Here is a 20235-nt window from a genome sequence, read left to right on the forward strand (position 1 = left end):
GCCTACGGAGTCGTAGGTTAAGCGTGACATCAAGGCCAGCCAACCCCCGGGCAGGTGTATGTCCAGTTACATCCAGTTATCAATGCAGTTTATGGTCGGCCTGAGGGGGGTTCGAGGGGCCAAAATCACGCCAGTAGGTGGTTTGCCGGCCCCCGGTTTGACGAAAGAAATGGGTTCCGCTTGACCGGGGGGCGCGGCGATCCGGCCCTCGCCGCTCACACGCAGGCAGGCCGATGGGGGTCGAGTGCGGGTGCGGGGCCCAGCTCGAAGGCGCAGATCTCCATCCCCGAGAACGAGGTGTGACCGCGGTCGAGCTGAAGCAGGACGAGCGGGGTGTCCCCGTCGTCGAGGTGGAGCCAGGTGCTGCCGACGCGGTCCGCGGGGGCCGTGCGGAGGTAGGCGCAGGTCCGGCGGCATGTGCACCAGCCGTGGAACCGCAACCGCGCCACCGCCTGTGCCAGGGCCGGCTCGCCCTCGGCCGTCAGCTCCGAAGCCAGGAACGACACCAGCGCGGGGTAGACGTCGGCGAGCAGCGGCGGCGGCAGTGCTGCCGCCGTCCCCGCCGCCCCCGCTGCCGCTGGTACCGCCGCCGGCCCGCTCTCAGTCACTCGACCACAGCCGCTCCCGGACCTCCTCGGCGGTCGTCGGCCGCAGCTCGCCGTCCAGCAGGAACCATCGTGTGATGCCGATCGACTCCAGGAACGGCACGTCGTGGCTCGCCACCACGAGTGCGCCCTCGTACGACTCCAGCGCGCCGCCCAGCTGCCGCACGCTCGACAGGTCGAGGTTGTTCGTCGGCTCGTCCAGCATCAGCAGCTGAGGAGCCGGCTCCGCCAGCAGCAGGGCTGCCAGTGCCGCCCGGAAGCGTTCGCCGCCCGACAGTGTGCCGGCCGGGCGGTCCGCCCGGGCGCCCCGGAACAGGAAGTGCGCGAGCCGGGCCCGGATCAGGTTGTTCGTGGCCTGCGGGGCGAACCGCGCCACGTTCTCCACGACCGAGCGGCTCTCGTCGAGGACGTCGAGGCGCTGCGGCAGGAACCGCGTCGTCACGTGCGCCTCCACCGCCCCGGACACCGGCGGGAGCTGCCCCGCGATCGTGCGCAGCAGGGTGGTCTTGCCCGACCCGTTGCGGCCCACCAGGGCGATCCGCTCCGGACCCCGCAGTTCCCATTCACCCGGTACGCAGGCCCCGTGGGCCAGGTGCAGATCGCTCAGGGTCAGCACGCGCCGCCCCGGCGGGACCTGGGTGGCGGGCAGCTGGATCCGGATCTCGTCGTCGTCGCGCACCGCCTCCACCGCCTGGTCCAGACGCTCCTTCGCCTGTGCCAGCTTCTCGGTGTGCATGATCCGGTGCTTGCCCGCCGACTCCTGGGCCGCGCGCTTGCGCGCACCCATCACGATCTTCGGCTCGCGCTTGTTCTCGTACATCTTCTGCCCGTACCGCTTGCGGCGGGCCAATTTGACCTGGGCGTCGGCCAGTTCGCGCTTCTGCCGCTGAACGTCGGCCTCCGCGACCCGGACCAACCGCTCGGCGGACTCCTGCTCCGCGGCGAGCATGTCCTGGTAGTCCGTGAAGTTGCCCCCGTACCAGCGGACTTCGCCGTCGCGCAGATCGGCGATCTGGTCGACCCGCTCCAGCAGTTCCCGGTCGTGGCTGACCAGGAGCATCACCCCGGACCAGGACTCGACCGCCGCGTACAGGCGGCCCCGGGCCCGTAGGTCCAGGTTGTTGGTGGGTTCGTCCAGCAGCAGGACGTCGGGGCGGGCGAGCAGCAGGGCGGCCAGCCGCAGCAGTACGGACTCGCCGCCCGAGAGCTCGCCGACGGTGCGGTCCAGGCCGATCCGGGCGAGACCGAGCTGGTCGAGCGTGGCCAGGGCCCGCTCCTCCACGTCCCAGTCGTCGCCGACGGCGGTGAAGTTCGCCTCGGTGGCCTCGCCCGCCTCGATGGCGTGCAGCGCGGCGCGGGCGGTGTGGATGCCGAGCGCCTCGTCCACGCGCAGCGCGGTGTCGAGGGTGACGTTCTGCGGGAGGTAGCCGACGGAGCCGGTGATGGAGGACTGGCCTCCGGTCGGGGTCAGTTCGCCGGCGATCAGCTTCAGCAGGGTGGACTTCCCGGAGCCGTTGAGCCCGATCAGGCCGGTGCGACCGGGGCCCACGGTGAGCTGGAACCCGTCGAAGACGGGAGTGCCGTCGGGCCAGTCGAAGGACAGTGCGGAGCAGGTGATGAACGTAGGGGCGTTACTCATGGAGGCCTCCAGGTTGCGTGAGTGGTGCGTGCAACGCGGGGAGACAGCCGACGGCTCAGCCGCAGGGCGTGGTGGTCGGTGTCTCGAACCTCAGACGAGCAATGTCCTGCTCCGTTTCGACGGTGATGGGCCGTCTTCGAAGCTACGGGCGGCCGCGGCCGCCCGCAAAGCATTTTTGTTTCAGCAGGTGTCGCGCATCAGCTCGGCCAGGTTGTGGTCCATGTCCAGGTAGAGGTGTTCGAGGCCGGGCGGCACCACGGTCGCCGCCCGCTCCAGGAAGCGGTGCAGCTCGGCCGTCAGCATCAGCACGATCGCGACGCCCTCCGTCGCGTGGAACTCGATGGTGGTCCGGTCGTCGTCGTGCGGGCGCACGCGTACGTCGCCGTAGCCCGACGGGCGGTCCAGCCCGGATTCCAGCAGCTCGCGCGAGAAGGTCCACGAGACCTCGACGCCTTCCAGCGTGGCCGGGGCGGGGAAGGCCATGCGCACGGCGAATGGATCCGCACGGTCGTAGCAGAGGGTGACGGGCACGGTCTCGACCTTCGGCGCGGTGGCGACCAGACGGGCCTGTGCGGCCTGCTCGATGACAGTGATCAAGGCTCACTCCCTTGCGGCGGATCTGCTGCCGGACTGTTGGGGTGGAGCCCGGCAACCCGATAGACGCCGGAATCGGCAAATCCGTGCATGGGCCGTTGCGTGAGCTGTGTCACCGATTGGCTTGAACCAATCCGTGCGATCGCACAGAGTGACCGGATGGTGGATGTGCCCGAAGGGGGACCTGGTCCGCAGCGGGTCCGAGGGGCCCCGGAGAAGGGCTGGTTACCGATCACTCCACCGGCGTAAGGGTCCGCATCACGGCCGCGTAGAGGGCGGCGGAGACGGCCATGCCGACGGGCAGGGAGAGGTCGATGCCGCCCAGGGCGGAGGCGACCGGGCCGGTGTAGAGCGTGTCGACGCAGAGGGCGGCCGCGCCCACCCCGGCCACGAGCGCGAGGGCGCCCGCCGGGCTGACGCCCCCGGTGTACCAGAAGGGGCTGCCGGGGGTTTCGTCCGCCAGCGCCCGGCCGTCGTAGCGGAACCGGCGCAGCAGGATGTCGGTCGCGTAGATCGCCATGACGGGGCCGATCAGGACGACGATCAGCTGGAGGGAGTTGCTGACGGTGTCCAGGAGGTTGGAGACGAGCAGGCCGTAGAGGGTCAGGGCGACGGCGACGGACCCGTCGAACAGGACGCTGACGGAGCGCCGGATGCGGACGCCGACGGCCTGCAGGGCGAGTCCGGCGCTGTAGGCGGTCAGGGCGTTGACGGAGATGGTGCCGAGGATCAGGGCGAGCAGGAAGACCGGGTAGAACCACCCGGGCAAGATCTTCTGCAGTGCGGCCTGGGGGTCGCTCATGTCGACCGAGGTCGCCGCGAACGCGCCCAGGGAGCAGACGACCACACTGGGCAGGAAGGCACCGAGGGCGGTCCAGCCGATGATCGCCTTGCGTGAGGACGTGCGGGGCAGGTAGCGGGAGAAGTCGGCGCTGGTGGTGTACGAGAGCGGGCCCGAGGCGATGAGTGTGATGCCGGCGAGCAGCGCCGCCCACAGGCCGGCGCCGGTCAGGGGCGGGGCGGGCCGGTAGGAGAAGTCCGTGTGGCCGAGCACGGAGAAGCCGACGACGGCGAAGGCGGCGGCCAGGGCGAGGGTCATCGGGAGGTAGAGCTTCATGATCATCGCGTGGCCGTAGACGCTGATGGCCAGGGTGAGCGCGGCGATGGTCACGATGACGGCGGCCTTGATCCCGGTGTTCGCCGTGATCCCGGCCCGTTCCACGAGGGCGAAGGCGGCGGCCGCGGCGGCGGCCAGGTTGAGGGCGAAGTAGCAGACGGAGACCAGCCAGCCGCCGACCGCGTTCATGACGCGGTTGCCGATGACTCCGTACATGGCCCGGGTGATCACCTCGCTGGGTGCTCCGGCGGCCGGGCCCGAGGTGGCGAGCAGGCCGGTGAGCAGCCAGAACAGATTGCCGACCACGATCACGGCGACGGACTGCCACAGGCTCAGACCCATGAGGACCAGCGCGCCGCCGATCACCAGGCTGAGGTAGTTGACGTTCGCCGCCGCCCAGACGGCGAAGAGGTCCCGGGGGCGGCCGTGGCGCTCGGAATCGGGGATGCGGTCGATGCCGTGGGCCTCGATGCGGGTCGCCCGCTCCGGGGTCGGCGCGGTCGGCCCGAGCACTCCGGGGGCCGGGTGCGAACCGGGAGACGGGTCGGGGATCGGGGACGCCATGGGGGACCTCCGGGGGCTGGGCGTGTCCGCCTCGCTTGCTTATTGGTCGCACACTCAATAGCATCCCCGGTATGTCGTCAAGCGTCCAGCGCAAGCGGATCCGCAAGTCCCCGGAGGCCCGGCGGGCCGAGATCGTCGACACGGCAGCAGCCGTCGCCCTGGCCGAGGGGCTGGAGTGCCTCACGCTGCGCCGGATCGCCGAAGAGCTCGCCGTCCGGCCGGGTCTGATCAGCCACTACTTCCCCTCGGTGGAGGACCTGGTCGCCGAGGCGTTCGGGACGGCCGCCGGAGCCGAACTGGAGGTCCTGCTGCCGGCCGGAGCGGCGGAATCGGCCGGATCGGCCGGGGCTGCCGGATCGGCCGGATCGGCAGGGGCTGCCGGGCCGGAGGCGGGCGGCCCGACCCCGACCGGGCGGCTGGCTCGGTTCTTCGCCCGCACGTCCGGCGAGGCCTACGACTCCATCAGCCGGCTCTGGATCAACGCCCGCCACCTCAGCCGCTACCGGCCCCTCCTGCGTGACCGGGTCGCCGAGCAGGAGGCCGCCTGGCGCGGCCGCCTGGAGGGGGTGATCCGCGAGGGCGTCGAATGCGGCGAGTTCCGAACGGAGGACCCGCACGTGACGGCCATTCAGATCCTCGTCGTCCTCGACGGCCTCGGCGCCCACGCCAACACCGAGGACCGCGGCCGTCCCGAGGCCGTGACCCGGATGCCGGTCACCACCGCGGAACGCGAACTCGGCCTGCCCCGCGGCGCCCTCACCGCCGACGCCACCGCCGACGCCTGACCCCTGGGCGGCCTGTCGTCGAAATCCCGTCTGCCCCGCGGCCCCGCGCCGGACGCCGCGGGGCCGCCCTCCGGGCGACGACGGGAGTTTGACGACAGGCCCAGGGCCGGCTCTTCCGGATCCTGCCGGGCCCGCGGCGTCCGGTACCGCACCCGGCCGCGCTGTCGGGGCGCCCGAGTGCGTCCAGTACGCAGGGCGCGCCTCCGCCCTGCCGGGTTACGGACGCCGGACGCCGCGGGCCCGGCCGACAGGATCCGAAAGAGACGGCCCGGCTCCGGGCCGCCCCCCCCCCGCCCTGCCCTTGCCCCCGCCCGCCCCGCCCCGTCCGACGTTCCCCCGCCCCTGCTGGAGGCTCCGTGCGTACCTCGCTCGTCCTGCTCAACGCCCGCCTGCTCGACCCGGCCACGGGCGGGTTCCTGCCGGACACCGCCCTGGCCGCCTCCGGCGGACTGATCACCGCACTGGGCGACGACAGCCACGTCCGTGCCCTCGCCGACGCCTCGACCACGGTGGTCGACCTCAAGGGAGCCGTCGTGACCCCCGGCCTGGTCGACGGCCACATCCACCCCGTCTCCGGCGCCGAACTGACCCACGGACTGGACCTGTCGGGCTGCACCGACCTGGAGCAGGTGCGCGCCGCACTCGCCGCCGGCGTACGCGGCCTCGCGCCCGGCGCCTGGCTGAGCGGCTGGGGCCTGGACCCGAACGCCTTCGGGGACCGGCCCGTGGAGACCGCCCCCTTCGACTCCGTGCTCGACGGCGTCCCCGCCACGCTCCTGCTCTTCGACGCCCACTCCATGCTGGCCAGCAGCCGCGCCCTCGAACTGGCGGGCGTCGACGGGCCGCGGACCTTCGACCAGGCGTCCGCCGAAGTGGTCTGCGACGCGGACGGCCGGCCCACCGGCCTGCTCCTCGAGGACGCGGCCTGCGAGCTCGTCGAACGCGTCGCCCCGCAGCCCACCCGCGAGGAACGCCGCGACCGGCTCGCCGCGGCGCTGCGCAGGATGGCCGCCGCCGGGCTGACCGGCGGCCACGCCATGGACGCGAACGGCGACAGCCTCGCCTTCTACGCCGAACTCGACGAGGCCGGGGACCTGCCGCTGCGCCTGCGCGTCGCGCCCTGGTGCCAGCCCGGTACCGACGCCGACGCCGTCCGCGCGCTCATCGCCCAGCAGGGGGCCGGAGGCAGGCTCTGGCGCACCGAGGGCGTGAAGATCTTCATGGACGGCACGATCGACAACGGCACCGCCTGGCTGGAGCACCCGGACCGCAACGGCGAGTCCACCCACGCCTTCTGGCCCGACCCCGAGGTCTACACGAGGATCGTCGGCGAGTTCCACCGGGCCGGAGTGCCCACCGCCACCCACGCGATCGGCGACGCCGCCGTACGGCACGTGCTCGACGCGGTCGAGAAGGCCCAGGTCTCCGGCGGGCCCGGGCCCCGGGTGCGCCACCGGGTCGAGCACATCGAGACCGTCCCCGACGACACCCTGCGCCGGTTCGCCGAGCTCGGCGTCATCGCCTCCGTACAGCCCACCCACTGCTGCGACTTCACCCGCGCCGACCACACCGACAACTGGTCCCGCCGGCTCGGCGAGGAGCGCGCCTCGCGTGCCTGGCGCTGCCGGGACCTGTGGGACTCGGGAGCCACGGTGGTCCTCGGTTCGGACTGGCCGATCGCCCCGTACCCGCCGCTCGGCGTCATGGGCGGCGCCCGCCACCGCCGCCCGAGCCGCGACCTCACCCAGGCCCCGCACGGCCCCGAGCAGGCCCTCACCGCCCTGCAGGCCCTCCAGGGCATGACCGTCAACGCCGCCCGTGCGGCGGGCGAGGAGCACCGGGCGGGCCGGATCGCCCTCGGCCACCGAGCCGACCTGACCGTCCTCGCCGACGACCCGCTCACCGTCGCCGCCACCGAACTGCCGGACCTGCCCGTGCTCCTCACCGCCGTCGACGGCGGTGTGACCCACCGCGACGCGAGCCTGTGACCGGGGCCGGAAGGCGCTCTGGACGGGGCATCCGGGGTGCGTTAGCTTCCGGCGCCATGAGACTTCTGGAACTCGGAATCGGCATGTGCGCGGCAGCCCTGGTCGTGGGGGTACTGGCCGCTCCCGCCCAGGCCGATGGGGCCCCGGCGCCCGACCCGGCCCCGGTGGCGCAGGACTTACGCGGCGCCGGCTGGGCGCTGAAGGACACCGGGAAGGACGTGCGCTTCCGCGGGCTCGCGGCGGTCGGCCGGACCACGGCCTGGGTGGCCGGTTCCAAGGGGACCGTGCTGCGCACCGTGGACGGCGGCCGCAGCTGGCGTGACGTTTCGCCGCCCGGCGCGGTCGCGGAGGCCCTGGAGTTCCGGGACATCGAGGCCTTCGACGCCCGGCGGGCGGTGGCGCTGTCCATCGGCGAGGGCGAGGCGTCCAGGGTGCTGCGCACCGAGGACGGCGGAGCCACCTGGACGGAGACCTTCCGCAACCCCGACCCGCGCGCCTTCTACGATTGCCTCACCTTCTTCGACGCCCGCCACGGTCTGGCCATGAGCGATCCGGTGGACGGGAAGTTCCGCATCCTGGCCACCGACGACGGCGGCCGGAACTGGCGGGTCCTGCCCGGCGAGGGCATGCCCGAGGCACTGCCGGGCGAGGCGGGCTTCGCCGCGAGCGGCCAGTGCCTGGTGAGCTCCGGCCCGCGCGATGTCTGGCTGGCCACCGGCGGCGGTGCCCGCGCCCGGGTGTTGCACTCGGCGGACCGCGGGCTGACCTGGCGGGTCGCCGAATCCACCGTCCCGGCGGGCGATCCGGCGCGCGGGGTCTTCGCCCTCGCCTTCCGGGACCGTACGAAGGGACTCGCGGTCGGCGGCGACTACCGCACCGGGCAGGTCTCCCCGCAGGCCGCGGCCGTGTCCGCCGACGGAGGACGCACCTGGCGCCAGGCGGCGACGCCGCCGCCGGCCTACCGCTCGGGCGCGGCCTGGTTCCCGCACAGCGGGGGGACGGCTCTCGCGGTGGGTCCCACGGGCACCGATGTGACCACCGACGGCGGCCGCAGCTGGCGGTCCCTGGACGCGGGATCCTTCGACACGGTCGACTGCGCGGCCGACACGGGCTGCTGGGCGGCGGGGGAGAAGGGACGGGTGGCGCGGCTGGAACGGCGGCGCTGATCAGATCCCGGGAGCGGGCGCCGGGGGCGCCGGGGGCGCCGCGGCAGTCGCGGGAGTCGCGGGAGTCGAGGGCGCCTGGGTGGTGACGAGGTCCATGCCCGGGTAGCGCCCGGCGGTGAAACCCGCGGCCCGGTAGACGGGCTCGCCGTCGGCGCTCGCGTGCAGCTGCACGTAGTGGATGCCGATGCCGTCGAGCCAGGCGACCAGCGCGTCGACGATCCTGCGGCCGTGGCCCCGCCCGCGGGCGGGCGCGTCGGTGACGATCCCGTCGAGGTAGCCGCGCCGGCCGTCGGTCCAGAGGGGGCTGGGCAGGTGGTAGGTGACCCAGGCCATGCCGGTGGCGAGCAGCGGTTCGCCGGGAGCTCCGCCGACGACGAGGCAGCGCATGTCGGGGCGTTCGCCGACGCGTTCGAGGAACCAGGCGCGGGCGGCCTGTCGCCAGGCGGCGTCGGCGGGCCCGGGGTCGACCCCGAGGGCGTCGAGGGCGACGGCGCGCAGGCGTATGAGCTCGGGGACGTCGGCGGGAACGGCGGTGCGGGGCTGCATGAACACTCCTACGGGCGGATGAGGTCTGGGAGCCTGGGGGCCTGGGGGACGTCCGGCCGGTCGGGCCGGATCAGGGAGCGGGGTCGGGTGCGGCGGGTCTCCCGGGGCCCGCCCGGCGGACGAGGGAGTTCGTACGGAGCACCGGACGGAATCCGGGGGACGGCGCCGCCCGCGGGCCCGGCCCGGCCCGCCCGGCCCGCCCGGCACGGCACCGGACGGTCCGGGCCCATCCGGCCGATCCGAGGGCCCTGGCCGGGTCGGCGCCGTCCCGGTGCGGCTCGGACGTACTGCACGTGTTACGGCGAAGCGGCCAGGGGCGGTGCAGGACGCCGCGGGCCTCGCAACCCGGTGAACGGATCCTGCCGGTCCGGCCCGCGCCGTGTGTCTGCCCCGGCTACTGCGGGGAGGCGCCCCGGCGACCCGGGACGATGCGTGCGCGGTGCCGTCCGCTGCGTCAGGCCGGGCCCGCGGCGTCCGGCACCGCACCTGGCCGCGTTGGTCCCGGTCGGCGACCTTCCGCGTCGCCTCCCTCGGCGCCCTGCGTTCCTTCCCCTCGGCCCCGGCGGGCCCGGGGAGGCCCCGTGACACCGGACTCCGCTCCCTGATCCGGCCCGACCGACAAGGCGCAACCCGGGCCGTCTCTTTCGGAGCCGGCCCGGCCGAGCCCGCGCTGTCCGGTGCCGTGGGGCCTCCTCAGGCCCGCCAGGGCCGAGGGGGAGCCTCGCAAGGCGGAGGGGATCCCGCGTACTGAACGTCCTTGTGAGGCCCGACAACGCGGCGAGGTGCGGTGCCGGGCAGTGGGGCCCGGCAAGATCCGAAAGAGACGGCCCAAGGGGCGCCCCGCCGATCAGGCCGCGCCCGCGGCGTCCGAGTACGTCCAGTACACGGCGCGTCCCTGCGCCCGGGGCACCTCCCGGCCGACGGGATCCGGAAGGGAGGAGCCTAGGTGACCGGGTTCTCCCGGACCGTCGACAGGTCGGACGAGGTCTTCGTGGCGATGAACTCGGTGATGGTGTAGGCACAGACGCCCGCCACCGTGAAGGGGTCCTCGGCCGCGATCCGCTCGATCTCGGCCCGGGACACCCCGCCGGCCAGGATCACGCCCCCGTCGCGCGGGACCTTGCGCCCCGACGCGAGGAAGACGCCGGCGGCGTAGTGGCCGTCCAGCCAGGCGATGTGAGCGTCCATCTGCTCTTCGACGGACTCGATGGGGGCGGTGTAGGTGAGCTCCATGACGAACATGATCGCCAGGCTACTCTCGCTCCATCATGACGAGTGTGAAGACCCCCGCCGACGAGGCCGAGGCCCGGGCGATACAGGACGAACTACGCCATCAGGTCGTGCTCACCGAGCCCGGCCCGCCGCCCGGCCGCGGCCTCGTCGTGGGAGTGGACGTCGCCTACGACGACGCGCGCGACCTGGTCGCCGCCGCGGCCGTGGTGCTCGACGCCGCCACCCTGGAGGTCGTCGAGGAGGCCACCGCCGTCGGGCACGTCAGCTTCCCGTACGTGCCGGGACTGCTCGCCTTCCGCGAGCTGCCGACCGTACTGGCCGCCCTCGACTCCCTGAAGGCCCGGCCCGGCCTCGTCGTCTGCGACGGCTACGGCCTCGCGCACCCCCGCGGCTTCGGCCTCGCCTGCCACCTCGGGGTGGTCACCGGGCTCCCGGCCGTCGGCGTCGCGAAGAACCCGTTCACCTTCACCTACGAGGAACCGGGCACCCGGCGGGGCGACGTCGCCGCGCTGCTCACTGCCGACGGGTCCGAGGTGGGCCGGGCGCTGCGCACGCAGGACGGGATCAAGCCGGTCTACGTCTCCGTCGGGCACCGGGTCTCGCTGGACAACGCCTGCGCCCACGTCCTGGCACTGAGCCCGCGCTTCCGGATCCCCGAGACCACCCGCCGCGCCGACTCCCTGTGCCGCAGGGCGTTGCGCGAGGCTTCCTGACGCACCCGCCCGACGGGCCCGCACCCGCCCGACGGGCCCGCACCCGGCCGGCCGCCCGGCCCGCACCCGCCCGCCCGACGGGCCCGCCCGTCAGCGGGCGTCCGCCACCCGGAAGGTGATCCCCGCCTTCTGGAGCCGGGCGATCAGGGCGTCGCCCATCGCCGCGGCCGTCGTCAGCTGCCCGGCCGCCTCCGGCAGGGCGTCATGGGCCAGGCAGAGCGCCGACTCGGCCAGCATCTTCGCGGTCTCGCCGTAGCCGGGGTCGCCGCCCGCCACCTCGGTGAGCACGCGCTTCCCGCCGCCCTCGCCCACGAACCGCACGGTGAACCAGCTGCGCGCGCGGCGTTCCGCGTCCGGCCCCCGGCCCGGCTCCCAGCGGTTCATCAGCCACCGCCGGGCCGGCGGCACCTGGGCGAGGGCCACCGTCGCGCCCAGTGCCGCCGTACCGCCCACCGCGACGGGCAGGTGCTTGACGGAGGCGTAGTGCCGGTAGCGGAAGTCCGGGCCGTACCGTTCCAGCGCGGCCGCCGACCGGGCCACGATCCGCGGGTCCAGCGAGGGCAGCGGCAGCGCCCAGGTCCCGGTCTCCCGGCTGAACCGCGGTGCCCCCACCGGCCCGCGCGCCCGCCGCCCCAGCAGGCGGGGTTCGTGCAGCCGGCGGGCGTGCGCGGCCGCCAGGGTCTGGGGGCCGCGGCTCAGCGCGGTCAGCGCGGAGGCCAGGGTGCCGCCGGAGAAGAAGGCGTTGGACCGCATGAACCCGTCGACCGTCAGCGGGACCCCCTGCGGCAGCTGCCGGACCGTGAAGTACGCCCCGAGGTCGGCCGGGATCGAGTCGAAGCCGCAGGCGTGCACGATCCGCGCCCCGCTCTCCCGCGCCCGGGCGTCGTGCTCGACGTACATGCGGTCCACGAACTCCGGCTCCCCGGTGAGGTCCACGTAGTCCGTGCCCGCCTCGGCGCAGGCGGCCACGAGCTCCGCCCCGTACCAGATGTACGGGCCCACCGTCGTGGCCAGCACCCGGGTGGACGCGGCGAGCTCGCGCACGGCCGCGGGGTCCTGCGCGTCGGCCCGCAGCAGCGGCAGCCGCGCGCACGCCGGATCGATGGAGGCCAGCCGTTCGCGCAGCCGCTCCAGCTTCGCGGTGTCCCGGCCGGCCAGCGCCCACCGGCAGCCGGCGGGCGCGTGCGCGGCGAGGTACTCGGCGGTGAGCGCGCCCACGAACCCGGTGGCGCCGAACAGCACGATGTCGTGGGCGCGTTCCGGCCGGTCGTGCGGGACAGTTGCGTTCATGAACGGCTCCTCCCAGGGGGTTTCGGTGGCCGAGGCTAGCGTGATGCTCGACCGCCAGTACGAGCGGGTACGGCGCGCCGGGCCGGTGGGAAGGGTGCCCCGGGCCGGTGGGAAGGGCGCGCCGGGCCGGTGGGAGCGGTGCCCCGGGCCGGTGGGAGCGGTGCCCCGGCGCCGGTCCGCAGGCCCGTTGCCGGGGCGCGGCGCGGCCGGACGAACCGCCGGGAGCCCCGCCCGGGGGCTTGTGTTCGATGGAACACGTTCCTAGCATCACTGGTGTTACATCAGTTGTGTCACATAGCCGCACACCATGCACACCATGCACACCAGAGCCGCTGGGGGCCCGATGGCAGTGACAGGGAACGGGAACCGGGACGCGAGCGGGCCCGGCCCGCTCGCCGGGGTGCGCGTCGTCGAACTTGCGGGCATCGGCCCCGGACCGTTCGCCGCCATGCTCCTCGCCGACCTGGGCGCCGACGTCGTCCGGGTGGACCGGCCCGGCGGCGGCGGGCTCGCGGTCGATCCGGCCTACGACATCACCAACCGCGGCAAACGGTCCGTCCTGGTCGACCTCAAGTCCGCCGGAGGCCCCGCCCGCGTCCTGGACCTGGTCGAGCGGGCCGACGTGCTCGTCGAGGGGCTGCGGCCCGGGGTGGCCGAGCGCCTCGGCGTCGGACCGGCCGAGTGCCACGCCCGCAACCCGAAGCTCGTCTACGGCCGGATGACCGGCTGGGGCCAGGACGGTCCGCTCGCCGAGACCGCCGGGCACGACATCGCGTACATCGCCGTCACCGGCGCCCTCGGCATGATCGGGAAGCCGGGAGAGCCGCCGGCCGTCCCCGCCAACCTGGTCGGGGACTACGCGGGCGGCTCGCTCTACCTGGTCGTCGGGGTCCTGGCCGCCCTGCACCACGCCCGTGCCACCGGCACCGGCCAGGTCGTCGACGCGGCCATCGTCGACGGCACCGCCCACCTCACCGCCATGATCCACGGGATGATGGCGGCGGGCGGCTGGCAGGACCGGCGCGGTGCCAACCTCCTCGACGGCGGCTGTCCCTTCTACGGCACCTACGAGACCTCCGACGGCGGGTACATGGCGGTCGGCGCGCTGGAGCAGCAGTTCTACGACACCTTCACCGAGCTCCTCGGCATCGGGGACCGGGCCCCGGCCCGCAAGGACCTCGCCCGCTGGGGCGAGCTGCGCGAGGCCGTCGCCGCACGCTTCCGCACCCGTACGCGCGAGGAGTGGACGGCGGTCTTCGAGGGCACCGACGCGTGCGTGGCCCCGGTGCTGTCGCTGCGCGAGGCCCCGGACCACCCGCACCTCGCCGCCCGCGGCACCTTCACCGACTTCGGCGGGATCGTCCAGCCCGCGCCCGCGCCGCGCTTCTCGGCGACCCCGGCCGCCGTCACCACGGGCCCCGCCCAGCCGGGCGCCCACACCGAGTCGGTGGCCGCCGACTGGGACGTACCGGCTCTGCTCCCGAAAGAGGCCTGATGGAACTGTCGATGATGCTCGACTACGCCGGGGACCCGCGCCGGGCCGCCGACCAGGCCGCCGCGCTGGAGTCGGCCGGGCTCGACGCCGTGTGGGTGGCGGAGGCCTGGGGGTTCGACTCCCCGACGATCATGGGCTATCTCGCCGCCCGCACCGAGCGGCTGAAGATCGGCTCGGCGATCATGAACGTCTACTCGCGCACCCCCGGCCTCATCGCCCAGACGGCCGCCGGCCTGGACGCCCTCTCGGGCGGCCGGGCGCTGCTCGGCCTCGGCGCCTCCGGCCCGCAGGTCGTCGAGGGCTGGCACGGGAAGCCGTACGACAAGCCGCTCGGCCGCACCCGCGAGACCGTCGAGCTGTGCCGGCGCATCTGGCGCCGCGAGACGATCGACCACCACGGCATCACCGACATGCCGCTGCCCCCCGAGCGGGGCGGCCGGCACGGCAAGCCGTTGAAGATCCTCACCCGACCGGTCCGCCCCGCGATCCCCGTCTACATCGCCTCGCTCGGCCCGGCCAACGTCCGGATGACCGCCGAGATCGCGGACGGCTGGCTGCCCACGCTCTTCGTCCCGGAGAAGGCCGCCGCGGTGTGGGGCGGCCCGCTCGCCGAGGGGACGGCCAAGCGCGCTCCGGAGCTCGGCCCGCTGCAGACCGTCGCGGGCGGACTGCTCGCCATCGGCGACGACGCGGCCGCCGCCAGGGACCTGGCCCGCCCGCAGATCGCCCTGTACGTCGGCGGGATGGGGGCGGTCGGCAAGAACTTCTACAACGACCTGGCCGTCGCCTACGGGTACGGGGAAGCGGCCCGGGAGATCCAGGAGCTGTACCTCGCCGGGCGCAGGCGCGACGCGGCCGCCGCGGTCCCGGACGAGTTCTGCGAGCTGATGACGCTGTGCGGGCCCGAGGGCTACGTGCGCGAGCGCGTCGAGGCCTTCCGCGAGGCGGGCGTCACCATGCTCAACGTCACACCGGTCGGCCCCGACCCGGCCAAGCTGATCGAAACCGTCAAGAGCTGGCTCTAGGGGGCCCCGATGCAACGACGCATCTTCGACGCCGACCACGAGGCGTTCCGCGAGACCGTGCGCACCTTCCTCAGCAAGGAGGTGCTGCCGCACTACGAGCAGTGGGAGAAGGACGGCATCGTCAGCCGTGAGGCCTGGCGGGCCGCCGGCCGGCAGGGGCTGCTGGGCCTGGCCGTCCCCGAGGAGTACGGCGGCGGCGGGAATCCCGACTTCCGCTACGCCGCCGTGATCGCCGAGGAGTTCACCCGCGCAGGCGCCCCGGGGCTGGCCATCGGCCTGCACAACGACATCATCGGGCCCTACCTGACCTCGCTCGCCACCGAGGAGCAGAAGCGCCGCTGGCTGCCCGGTTTCTGCTCCGGCGAGACCATCACCGCCATCGCGATGACCGAGCCGGGCGCGGGCTCCGACCTCCAGGGGATCCGGACCACCGCCGAGGACCACGGCGACCACTGGGTGCTCAACGGCTCCAAGACCTTCATCTCCAACGGCATCCTCGCCGACCTGGTGATCGTCGTCGCGAAGACCACCCCTGAGGGCGGGGCGCACGGCCTGTCGCTGCTCGTCGTCGAGCGCGGCGCGGAGGGCTTCGAGCGCGGCCGCAACCTCGACAAGATCGGCCAGAAGTCCCAGGACACCGCCGAGCTGTTCTTCAACGACGTACGCGTCCCGAAGGAGAACCTGCTCGGCGAGCTGAACGGCGCCTTCATCCACCTGATGACCAACCTCGCGCAGGAGCGGATGGGAATCGCGATGGCCGGCATCGCCGCCGCCGAGCACCTGCTGGAGATCACCACCCAGTACGTGAAGGAGCGCGAGGCCTTCGGCCGTCCGCTGGCCAAGCTGCAGCACATCCGGTTCGAGGTGGCGGAGATGGCCACCGAGGTCGCCGTCACCCGGACCTTCCTCGACCGCTGCATCGAGGACCACGCCAACGGCGAACTGGACCACGTGCACGCCTCCATGGCCAAGTGGTGGGCCACCGAACTGCAGAAGCGCGTCGCCGACCGGTGCCTGCAACTCCACGGCGGCTACGGCTACATGACCGAATACCGGGTCGCCCGGGCCTTCACCGACGGCCGCATCCAGACCATCTACGGCGGCACGACCGAGATCATGAAAGAGATCATCGGCCGTTCGCTGCTCGGCTGACCTCCTTCCCGGACACCTCCCCCGTGGAGACCTCCCCCTTGGACACCTCCGAAAGGCTTGACCAGTGAGCACCGAAGCTTACGTATACGACGCGATCCGCACCCCGCGCGGCCGCGGCAAGGCCAATGGCGCCCTGCACGGCACCAAGCCGATCGACCTGGTCGTCGGACTCATCGACGCCCTGCGCGAGCGCAACCCCGGCCTGGACCCCGCCACCATCGACGACATCGTGCTCGGCGTCGTCGGTCCCGTCGGCGACCAGGGCTCCGACATCGCCCGGATCGCGGCCATCGCCGCCGGGCTCCCGGACACCGTGGCCGGCGTACAGGAGAACCGCTTCTGCGCCTCGGGCCTGGAGGCCGTCAACCTGGCCGCCGCGAAGGTCCGTTCCGGCTGGGAGGACCTGGTCCTGGCCGGTGGCGTGGAATCCATGTCCCGCGTCCCGATGGCCTCCGACGGAGGTGCCTGGTTCGCCGACCCGATGACCAACTGGGACACCGGCTTCGTCCCGCAGGGCATCGGCGCCGACCTGATCGCCACCATCGAGGGCTTCTCCCGGCGCGACGTCGACGAGTACGCGGCCCTCTCCCAGGAGCGCGCCGCCGCAGCCATCAAGGACGGCCGCTTCGCGAAGTCCGTGGTCCCGGTCACCGACCGCAACGGCCTGATCGTCCTGGACCACGACGAGTTCGTCCGCCCCGGCACCACCGCCGACACCCTCGCCAAGCTCAAGCCCTCCTTCGCGGACATCGGCGAGCTCGGCGGCTTCGACGCGGTGGCGCTGCAGAAGTACCACTGGGTCGAGAAGATCGACCACGTCCACCACGCGGGCAACTCCTCCGGCATCGTCGACGGCGCCTCGCTCGTCGCGATCGGCTCCCGCGAGGCGGGCGAGCGCAACGGCCTGACCCCGCGCGCCCGGATCGTCTCGGCGGCCGTCTCCGGCTCCGAACCCACCATCATGCTCACCGGCCCCGCCCCGGCCACCCGCAAGGCCCTCGCCAAGGCCGGCCTGACCATCGACGACATCGACCTCGTCGAGATCAACGAGGCCTTCGCGGGTGTCGTCCTGCGCTTCGTCAAGGACATGGACCTGTCCCTCGACAAGGTCAACGTCAACGGCGGCGCCATCGCGCTCGGCCACCCGCTCGGCGCCACCGGCGCGATGATCCTCGGCACGATCGTCGACGAGCTGGAGCGCCAGGACAAGCGCTACGGGCTCGTCACCCTCTGCGTCGGCGGCGGCATGGGCGTCGCCACCATCGTCGAACGCCTCTGATCAGACCTGTTCCCCCCCTGCCCACCGGACCTTCCGAAACGAAAGCAGTGACCATGAGCGAGTCCACCACGATCCGCTGGGAACAGGACGAGACCGGCGTCGTCACCCTGATCCTCGACGACCCGGACCAGTCCGCCAACACGATGAACCAGGCCTTCAAGGACTCCATCGCGGCGATCGCCGACCGCGCCGAGGCCGAGCAGGACTCCATCCGCGGCATCATCTACACCTCCGCCAAGAAGACCTTCTTCGCGGGCGGCGACCTCAAGGACATGATCCGGCTCCGCCCGGCCGACGCGCAGATCGCCTTCGACACCGGCACCGAGATCAAGCGCTCCCTGCGCCGGATCGAGACCCTCGGCAAGCCCGTCGTCGCCGCCATCAACGGTGCGGCCCTCGGCGGCGGTTACGAGATCGCTCTGGCCTCCCACCACCGCGTCGCCCTCGATGCGCCCGGCTCCAAGATCGGCCTGCCCGAGGTGACCCTCGGGCTGCTCCCCGCCGGTGGCGGTGTCACCCGTACCGTGCGCCTGATGGGCATCGCCGACGCGCTGCTCAAGGTGCTGCTCCAGGGCACCCAGTACACCCCGCAGCGCGCCCTGGACAACGGCCTGGTGCACGAACTGGCCGCCACCCCCGAGGAGATGCTGGCCAAGGCCCGCGCCTTCATCGACGCGAACCCCGAGTCGAAGCAGCCCTGGGACGTACCCGGCTACAAGATCCCGGGCGGTACGCCGTCCAACCCGCGGTTCGCCGCCAACCTCCCGGCCTTCCCGGCCAACCTGAAGAAGCAGCTGAACGGGGCCCCGTACCCGGCCCCGCGCAACATCCTGGCCTGCGCCGTCGAGGGCTCCCAGGTGGACTTCGAGACCGCGCTGACCATCGAGGCCCGCTACTTCACCGAGCTGGTCACCGGGCAGACCGCCAAGAACATGATCCAGGCGTTCTTCTTCGACCTCCAGGCCGTCAACGCGGGCCGCAGCCGCCCGCAGGGGATCGAGCCGCGCCGGGTCCGGAAGGTCGCCGTCCTCGGCGCCGGGATGATGGGCGCGGGCATCGCGTACTCCTGCGCCCGCGCGGGCATCGAGGTGGTGCTGAAGGACGTCTCGCTCGAAGCCGCCGCCAAGGGCAAGGCGTACTCCGAGAAGCTGCTCGACAAGGCGCTCTCCCGGGGCCGGACCACCGAGGCGGGGCGCGCCGAGCTGCTCGCCCGGATCACCCCGACCGCCGACGTGGCCGACCTCGCGGGCTGCGACGCCGTCATCGAGGCCGTCTTCGAGGACACCTCCCTCAAGCACAAGGTGTTCCAGGAGATCCAGGACGTCATCGAGCCGGACGCGCTGCTGTGCTCCAACACCTCCACGCTGCCCATCACGGGCCTCGCGGAAGGGGTCGCGCGGCCGGTCGACTTCATCGGGCTGCACTTCTTCTCGCCCGTGGACAAGATGCCGCTCGTGGAGATCATCAAGGGGGAGCGGACCGGCGACGAGGCCTTCGCCCGCGCCTTCGACCTGGTCCGCCAGATCAACAAGACCCCGATCGTCGTCAACGACTCGCGCGGCTTCTTCACCTCGCGCGTCATCGGTCAGTTCATCAACGAGGGCGTCGCGATGATCGGCGAGGGCGCCGAGCCCGCCTCGATCGAGCAGGCCGCCGCCCAGGCCGGGTACCCGGCGAAGGTGCTCTCGCTGATGGACGAGCTCACCCTCACCCTGCCGCGCAAGATCCGCAACGAGAGCCGCAAGGCCTTCGAGGCCGAGGGCAGGGCGTGGACCGAGCACCCCGCCGACGCGGTCATCGACCGCATGGTGGACGAGTTCGGCCGCCCCGGGCGCAGCGGCGGGGCCGGCTTCTACGAGTACGACGAGTCCGGCAAGCGCGCCCGCATCTGGCCTGGCCTGCGCGAGCACTTCGCCAAGCCGGGGTACGAGATCCCGTTCGAGGACATGAAGGAGCGGATGCTCTTCTCCGAGGCCCTGGACACCGTCCGCTGCCTCGACGAGGGCGTGCTCACCTCGATCGCCGACGCCAACATCGGCTCCATCATGGGCATCGGCTTCCCGGCCTGGACGGGCGGCGTGATCCAGTACATCAACGGCTACGAGGGCGGCCTGCCCGGCTTCGTGGCCCGTGCCCGCGAGCTCGCCGACACCTACGGCGAGCGCTTCATCCCGCCGGCCTCGCTGGTCGCGAAGGCGGAGCGCGGCGAGACCTACGCGGACTGATCGGGCGACCGCCCCCGGGCCGCCCGGGGCCGCCACGCGCTGCCCCGGCCGCCCCGGGCCCGCCCGTGAGCGGCCCGGGGCGGTCCTCCCGGTTCTTTTCGGTTCCCTGCCGGTTCCTTCCGGTTCCTTCCGGTTCTTTCGGGTCAGCCCTCGGACGGGGCGAGGCGGGCGAACAGCCCGTGTCGCGGCGCCCCGTCCGGGGCGGACCAGCCGGCCAGCACCCGTCGCCCCGCGCCGTCACCGGCGGGAGCGGGACCGTCGTGCAGTACCCGGCACACGGTGAGGGCCGCCCCCGTGCCTTCCCGGCCCGCCGGGCCCACGGTGACCAGGCTCGCGTCGGCGGTGTCCGTCACGGTCCCGCGGCCGGTCAGGTCCTGCGGCAGCCCGGCCCCCTCGCCACGGACCTCGACCGTCGGGTCGGGGACGCCGCTCTCGTTCTGGTCCTGGGCCGTCGTACGTCCCGCCAGCAGGGCCAGCAACTGCCCGACCAGGACCACGTCGTGGGTCCCGTCGTAGATCCAGCGACGCCCCAGCACGCCGTGCTCGGAGGTGCCGATCAGGCCGTCCTCGGCCCCTTCCAGCGGAGCCCCGCGGTAGGTCAGCGGGACCAGGTAGGTCACCGGCCCGTCCCCGGCGGCATCGGTGACCACCATGAACTCGATGCCCACCTCGCCCTCGGGGTCGTCGAGCCGGAAACCGCCGGCCTTGGCGAGTGCCGGGGCACCGGTGCCGCCCCGGTACCAGGGGCGCAGGGGCAGCCAGGCGGCCAGGAGTTCGAGCTTGCCGGGCGACATGGTGGTGCGGTGGATGACAGCCATG

At 73.3% G+C, this 20235-nt stretch carries 17 protein-coding genes; 9 read left to right on the forward strand and 8 right to left on the reverse strand.

Annotated features, from left to right (window positions below):
* Window positions 1-215: 215 nt before the first annotated feature.
* The 4 genes from ACXNSR_RS31605 to ACXNSR_RS31620 form a co-directional block, all read right to left on the reverse strand.
* Window positions 216-608: a hypothetical protein gene (locus ACXNSR_RS31605; RefSeq protein ID WP_458638759.1), complete on the reverse strand. Its 393-nt coding sequence runs from the start codon at window positions 606-608 to the stop codon at window positions 216-218.
* Window positions 601-2244, reverse strand: coding sequence for an ABC-F family ATP-binding cassette domain-containing protein (locus tag ACXNSR_RS31610; protein WP_458638760.1), 1644 nt, complete (start codon window positions 2242-2244; stop codon window positions 601-603). The genes ACXNSR_RS31605 and ACXNSR_RS31610 overlap by 8 nt, the downstream gene beginning before the upstream one ends.
* A 180-nt stretch (window positions 2245-2424) precedes the next feature.
* Window positions 2425-2841, reverse strand: coding sequence for a spore wall synthesis regulator SsgD (gene ssgD / locus ACXNSR_RS31615; RefSeq protein WP_458638761.1), 417 nt, complete (start codon window positions 2839-2841; stop codon window positions 2425-2427).
* 229 nt (window positions 2842-3070) lie between these two features.
* Window positions 3071-4519 (reverse strand): purine-cytosine permease family protein, encoded by a 1449-nt coding sequence (locus ACXNSR_RS31620; protein WP_458638762.1) that lies wholly within the window; start codon window positions 4517-4519, stop codon window positions 3071-3073.
* Window positions 4520-4590: 71 nt separating this feature from the next.
* Between ACXNSR_RS31620 and ACXNSR_RS31625 the strand changes: the two genes are divergently transcribed.
* The 3 genes from ACXNSR_RS31625 to ACXNSR_RS31635 all read left to right on the forward strand — a co-directional run bounded on the left by ACXNSR_RS31625 (window position 4591) and on the right by ACXNSR_RS31635 (window position 8458).
* Entirely contained in the window at window positions 4591-5304 is a 714-nt protein-coding gene (locus tag ACXNSR_RS31625) for a TetR/AcrR family transcriptional regulator (RefSeq protein ID WP_458638763.1), read from the forward strand.
* Window positions 5305-5660: 356 nt separating this feature from the next.
* Window positions 5661-7292, forward strand: a complete 1632-nt coding sequence (locus tag ACXNSR_RS31630; RefSeq protein WP_458638764.1) for an amidohydrolase — start codon at window positions 5661-5663, stop codon at window positions 7290-7292.
* 56 nt (window positions 7293-7348) lie between these two features.
* Entirely contained in the window at window positions 7349-8458 is a 1110-nt protein-coding gene (locus ACXNSR_RS31635; protein WP_458638765.1) for a WD40/YVTN/BNR-like repeat-containing protein, read from the forward strand.
* Here the strand turns inward: ACXNSR_RS31635 and ACXNSR_RS31640 are convergent, their stop codons facing one another.
* Window positions 8459-9004: a GNAT family N-acetyltransferase gene (locus ACXNSR_RS31640; protein WP_458638766.1), complete on the reverse strand. Its 546-nt coding sequence runs from the start codon at window positions 9002-9004 to the stop codon at window positions 8459-8461.
* A gap of 942 nt (window positions 9005-9946) precedes the next feature.
* Window positions 9947-10246: a YciI family protein gene (locus tag ACXNSR_RS31645; protein WP_458638767.1), complete on the reverse strand. Its 300-nt coding sequence runs from the start codon at window positions 10244-10246 to the stop codon at window positions 9947-9949.
* 26 nt (window positions 10247-10272) lie between these two features.
* On the opposite strand from ACXNSR_RS31645, the gene ACXNSR_RS31650 reads away from it, so the two are divergent.
* The gene (locus ACXNSR_RS31650) at window positions 10273-10950 is read left to right on the forward strand and encodes an endonuclease V (protein WP_458638768.1); all 678 of its coding nucleotides are present in this window, start codon (window positions 10273-10275) and stop codon (window positions 10948-10950) included.
* Between the two features lie 90 nt (window positions 10951-11040).
* Here the strand turns inward: ACXNSR_RS31650 and ACXNSR_RS31655 are convergent, their stop codons facing one another.
* Complete coding sequence (locus ACXNSR_RS31655; protein ID WP_458638769.1) at window positions 11041-12240, reverse strand: saccharopine dehydrogenase family protein; 1200 nt, start codon at window positions 12238-12240, stop codon at window positions 11041-11043.
* 343 nt (window positions 12241-12583) lie between these two features.
* Here ACXNSR_RS31655 and ACXNSR_RS31660 point away from each other — a divergent pair, with 343 nt between their 5' ends.
* The 5 genes from ACXNSR_RS31660 to ACXNSR_RS31680 all read left to right on the forward strand — a co-directional run bounded on the left by ACXNSR_RS31660 (window position 12584) and on the right by ACXNSR_RS31680 (window position 19416).
* Window positions 12584-13735 carry a CaiB/BaiF CoA transferase family protein gene (locus tag ACXNSR_RS31660; RefSeq protein ID WP_458638770.1) on the forward strand — a complete coding sequence of 384 codons (1152 nt, stop codon included), beginning with the start codon at window positions 12584-12586 and terminating at the stop codon, window positions 13733-13735.
* Window positions 13735-14760 carry an LLM class F420-dependent oxidoreductase gene (locus tag ACXNSR_RS31665; protein WP_458638771.1) on the forward strand — a complete coding sequence of 342 codons (1026 nt, stop codon included), beginning with the start codon at window positions 13735-13737 and terminating at the stop codon, window positions 14758-14760. Before ACXNSR_RS31660 ends, ACXNSR_RS31665 begins: the two co-directional genes overlap by 1 nt.
* A gap of 9 nt (window positions 14761-14769) precedes the next feature.
* The gene (locus ACXNSR_RS31670) at window positions 14770-15912 is read left to right on the forward strand and encodes an acyl-CoA dehydrogenase family protein (RefSeq protein WP_458638772.1); all 1143 of its coding nucleotides are present in this window, start codon (window positions 14770-14772) and stop codon (window positions 15910-15912) included.
* A 64-nt stretch (window positions 15913-15976) separates the two neighbouring features.
* Window positions 15977-17191, forward strand: a complete 1215-nt coding sequence (locus ACXNSR_RS31675) for an acetyl-CoA C-acetyltransferase (protein ID WP_150260391.1) — start codon at window positions 15977-15979, stop codon at window positions 17189-17191.
* Between the two features lie 53 nt (window positions 17192-17244).
* Window positions 17245-19416 carry a 3-hydroxyacyl-CoA dehydrogenase NAD-binding domain-containing protein gene (locus ACXNSR_RS31680; RefSeq protein WP_458638773.1) on the forward strand — a complete coding sequence of 724 codons (2172 nt, stop codon included), beginning with the start codon at window positions 17245-17247 and terminating at the stop codon, window positions 19414-19416.
* A gap of 143 nt (window positions 19417-19559) precedes the next feature.
* Here ACXNSR_RS31680 and ACXNSR_RS31685 read toward each other — a convergent pair whose 3' ends face one another.
* On the reverse strand, window positions 19560-20234 hold the full coding sequence (locus ACXNSR_RS31685) for a maltokinase N-terminal cap-like domain-containing protein (RefSeq protein WP_458638774.1): 675 nt from the start codon (window positions 20232-20234) through the stop codon (window positions 19560-19562).
* Window position 20235: the final 1 nt, after the last annotated feature.

It is taken from the genome of Streptomyces sp. NC-S4 (assembly GCF_054353315.1).

Excerpts from the sequence above, each read along its gene's own strand:
- ACXNSR_RS31610 (WP_458638760.1), bottom strand. The coding sequence starts at position 2,244 with ATGAGTAACGCCCCTACGTTCATCACCTGCTCCGCACTGTCCTTCGAC.
- ACXNSR_RS31655 (WP_458638769.1), bottom strand. The coding sequence starts at position 12,240 with ATGAACGCAACTGTCCCGCACGACCGGCCGGAACGCGCCCACGACATC.
- ACXNSR_RS31645 (WP_458638767.1), bottom strand. The coding sequence starts at position 10,246 with ATGTTCGTCATGGAGCTCACCTACACCGCCCCCATCGAGTCCGTCGAA.
- ACXNSR_RS31635 (WP_458638765.1), top strand. The coding sequence starts at position 7,349 with ATGAGACTTCTGGAACTCGGAATCGGCATGTGCGCGGCAGCCCTGGTC.
- ACXNSR_RS31620 (WP_458638762.1), bottom strand. The coding sequence starts at position 4,519 with ATGGCGTCCCCGATCCCCGACCCGTCTCCCGGTTCGCACCCGGCCCCC.
- ACXNSR_RS31680 (WP_458638773.1), top strand. The coding sequence starts at position 17,245 with ATGAGCGAGTCCACCACGATCCGCTGGGAACAGGACGAGACCGGCGTC.
- ACXNSR_RS31650 (WP_458638768.1), top strand. The coding sequence starts at position 10,273 with ATGACGAGTGTGAAGACCCCCGCCGACGAGGCCGAGGCCCGGGCGATA.
- ACXNSR_RS31670 (WP_458638772.1), top strand. The coding sequence starts at position 14,770 with ATGCAACGACGCATCTTCGACGCCGACCACGAGGCGTTCCGCGAGACC.
- ACXNSR_RS31660 (WP_458638770.1), top strand. The coding sequence starts at position 12,584 with ATGGCAGTGACAGGGAACGGGAACCGGGACGCGAGCGGGCCCGGCCCG.
- ACXNSR_RS31685 (WP_458638774.1), bottom strand. The coding sequence starts at position 20,234 with ATGGCTGTCATCCACCGCACCACCATGTCGCCCGGCAAGCTCGAACTC.
- ACXNSR_RS31665 (WP_458638771.1), top strand. The coding sequence starts at position 13,735 with ATGGAACTGTCGATGATGCTCGACTACGCCGGGGACCCGCGCCGGGCC.
- ACXNSR_RS31625 (WP_458638763.1), top strand. The coding sequence starts at position 4,591 with ATGTCGTCAAGCGTCCAGCGCAAGCGGATCCGCAAGTCCCCGGAGGCC.
- ACXNSR_RS31640 (WP_458638766.1), bottom strand. The coding sequence starts at position 9,004 with ATGCAGCCCCGCACCGCCGTTCCCGCCGACGTCCCCGAGCTCATACGC.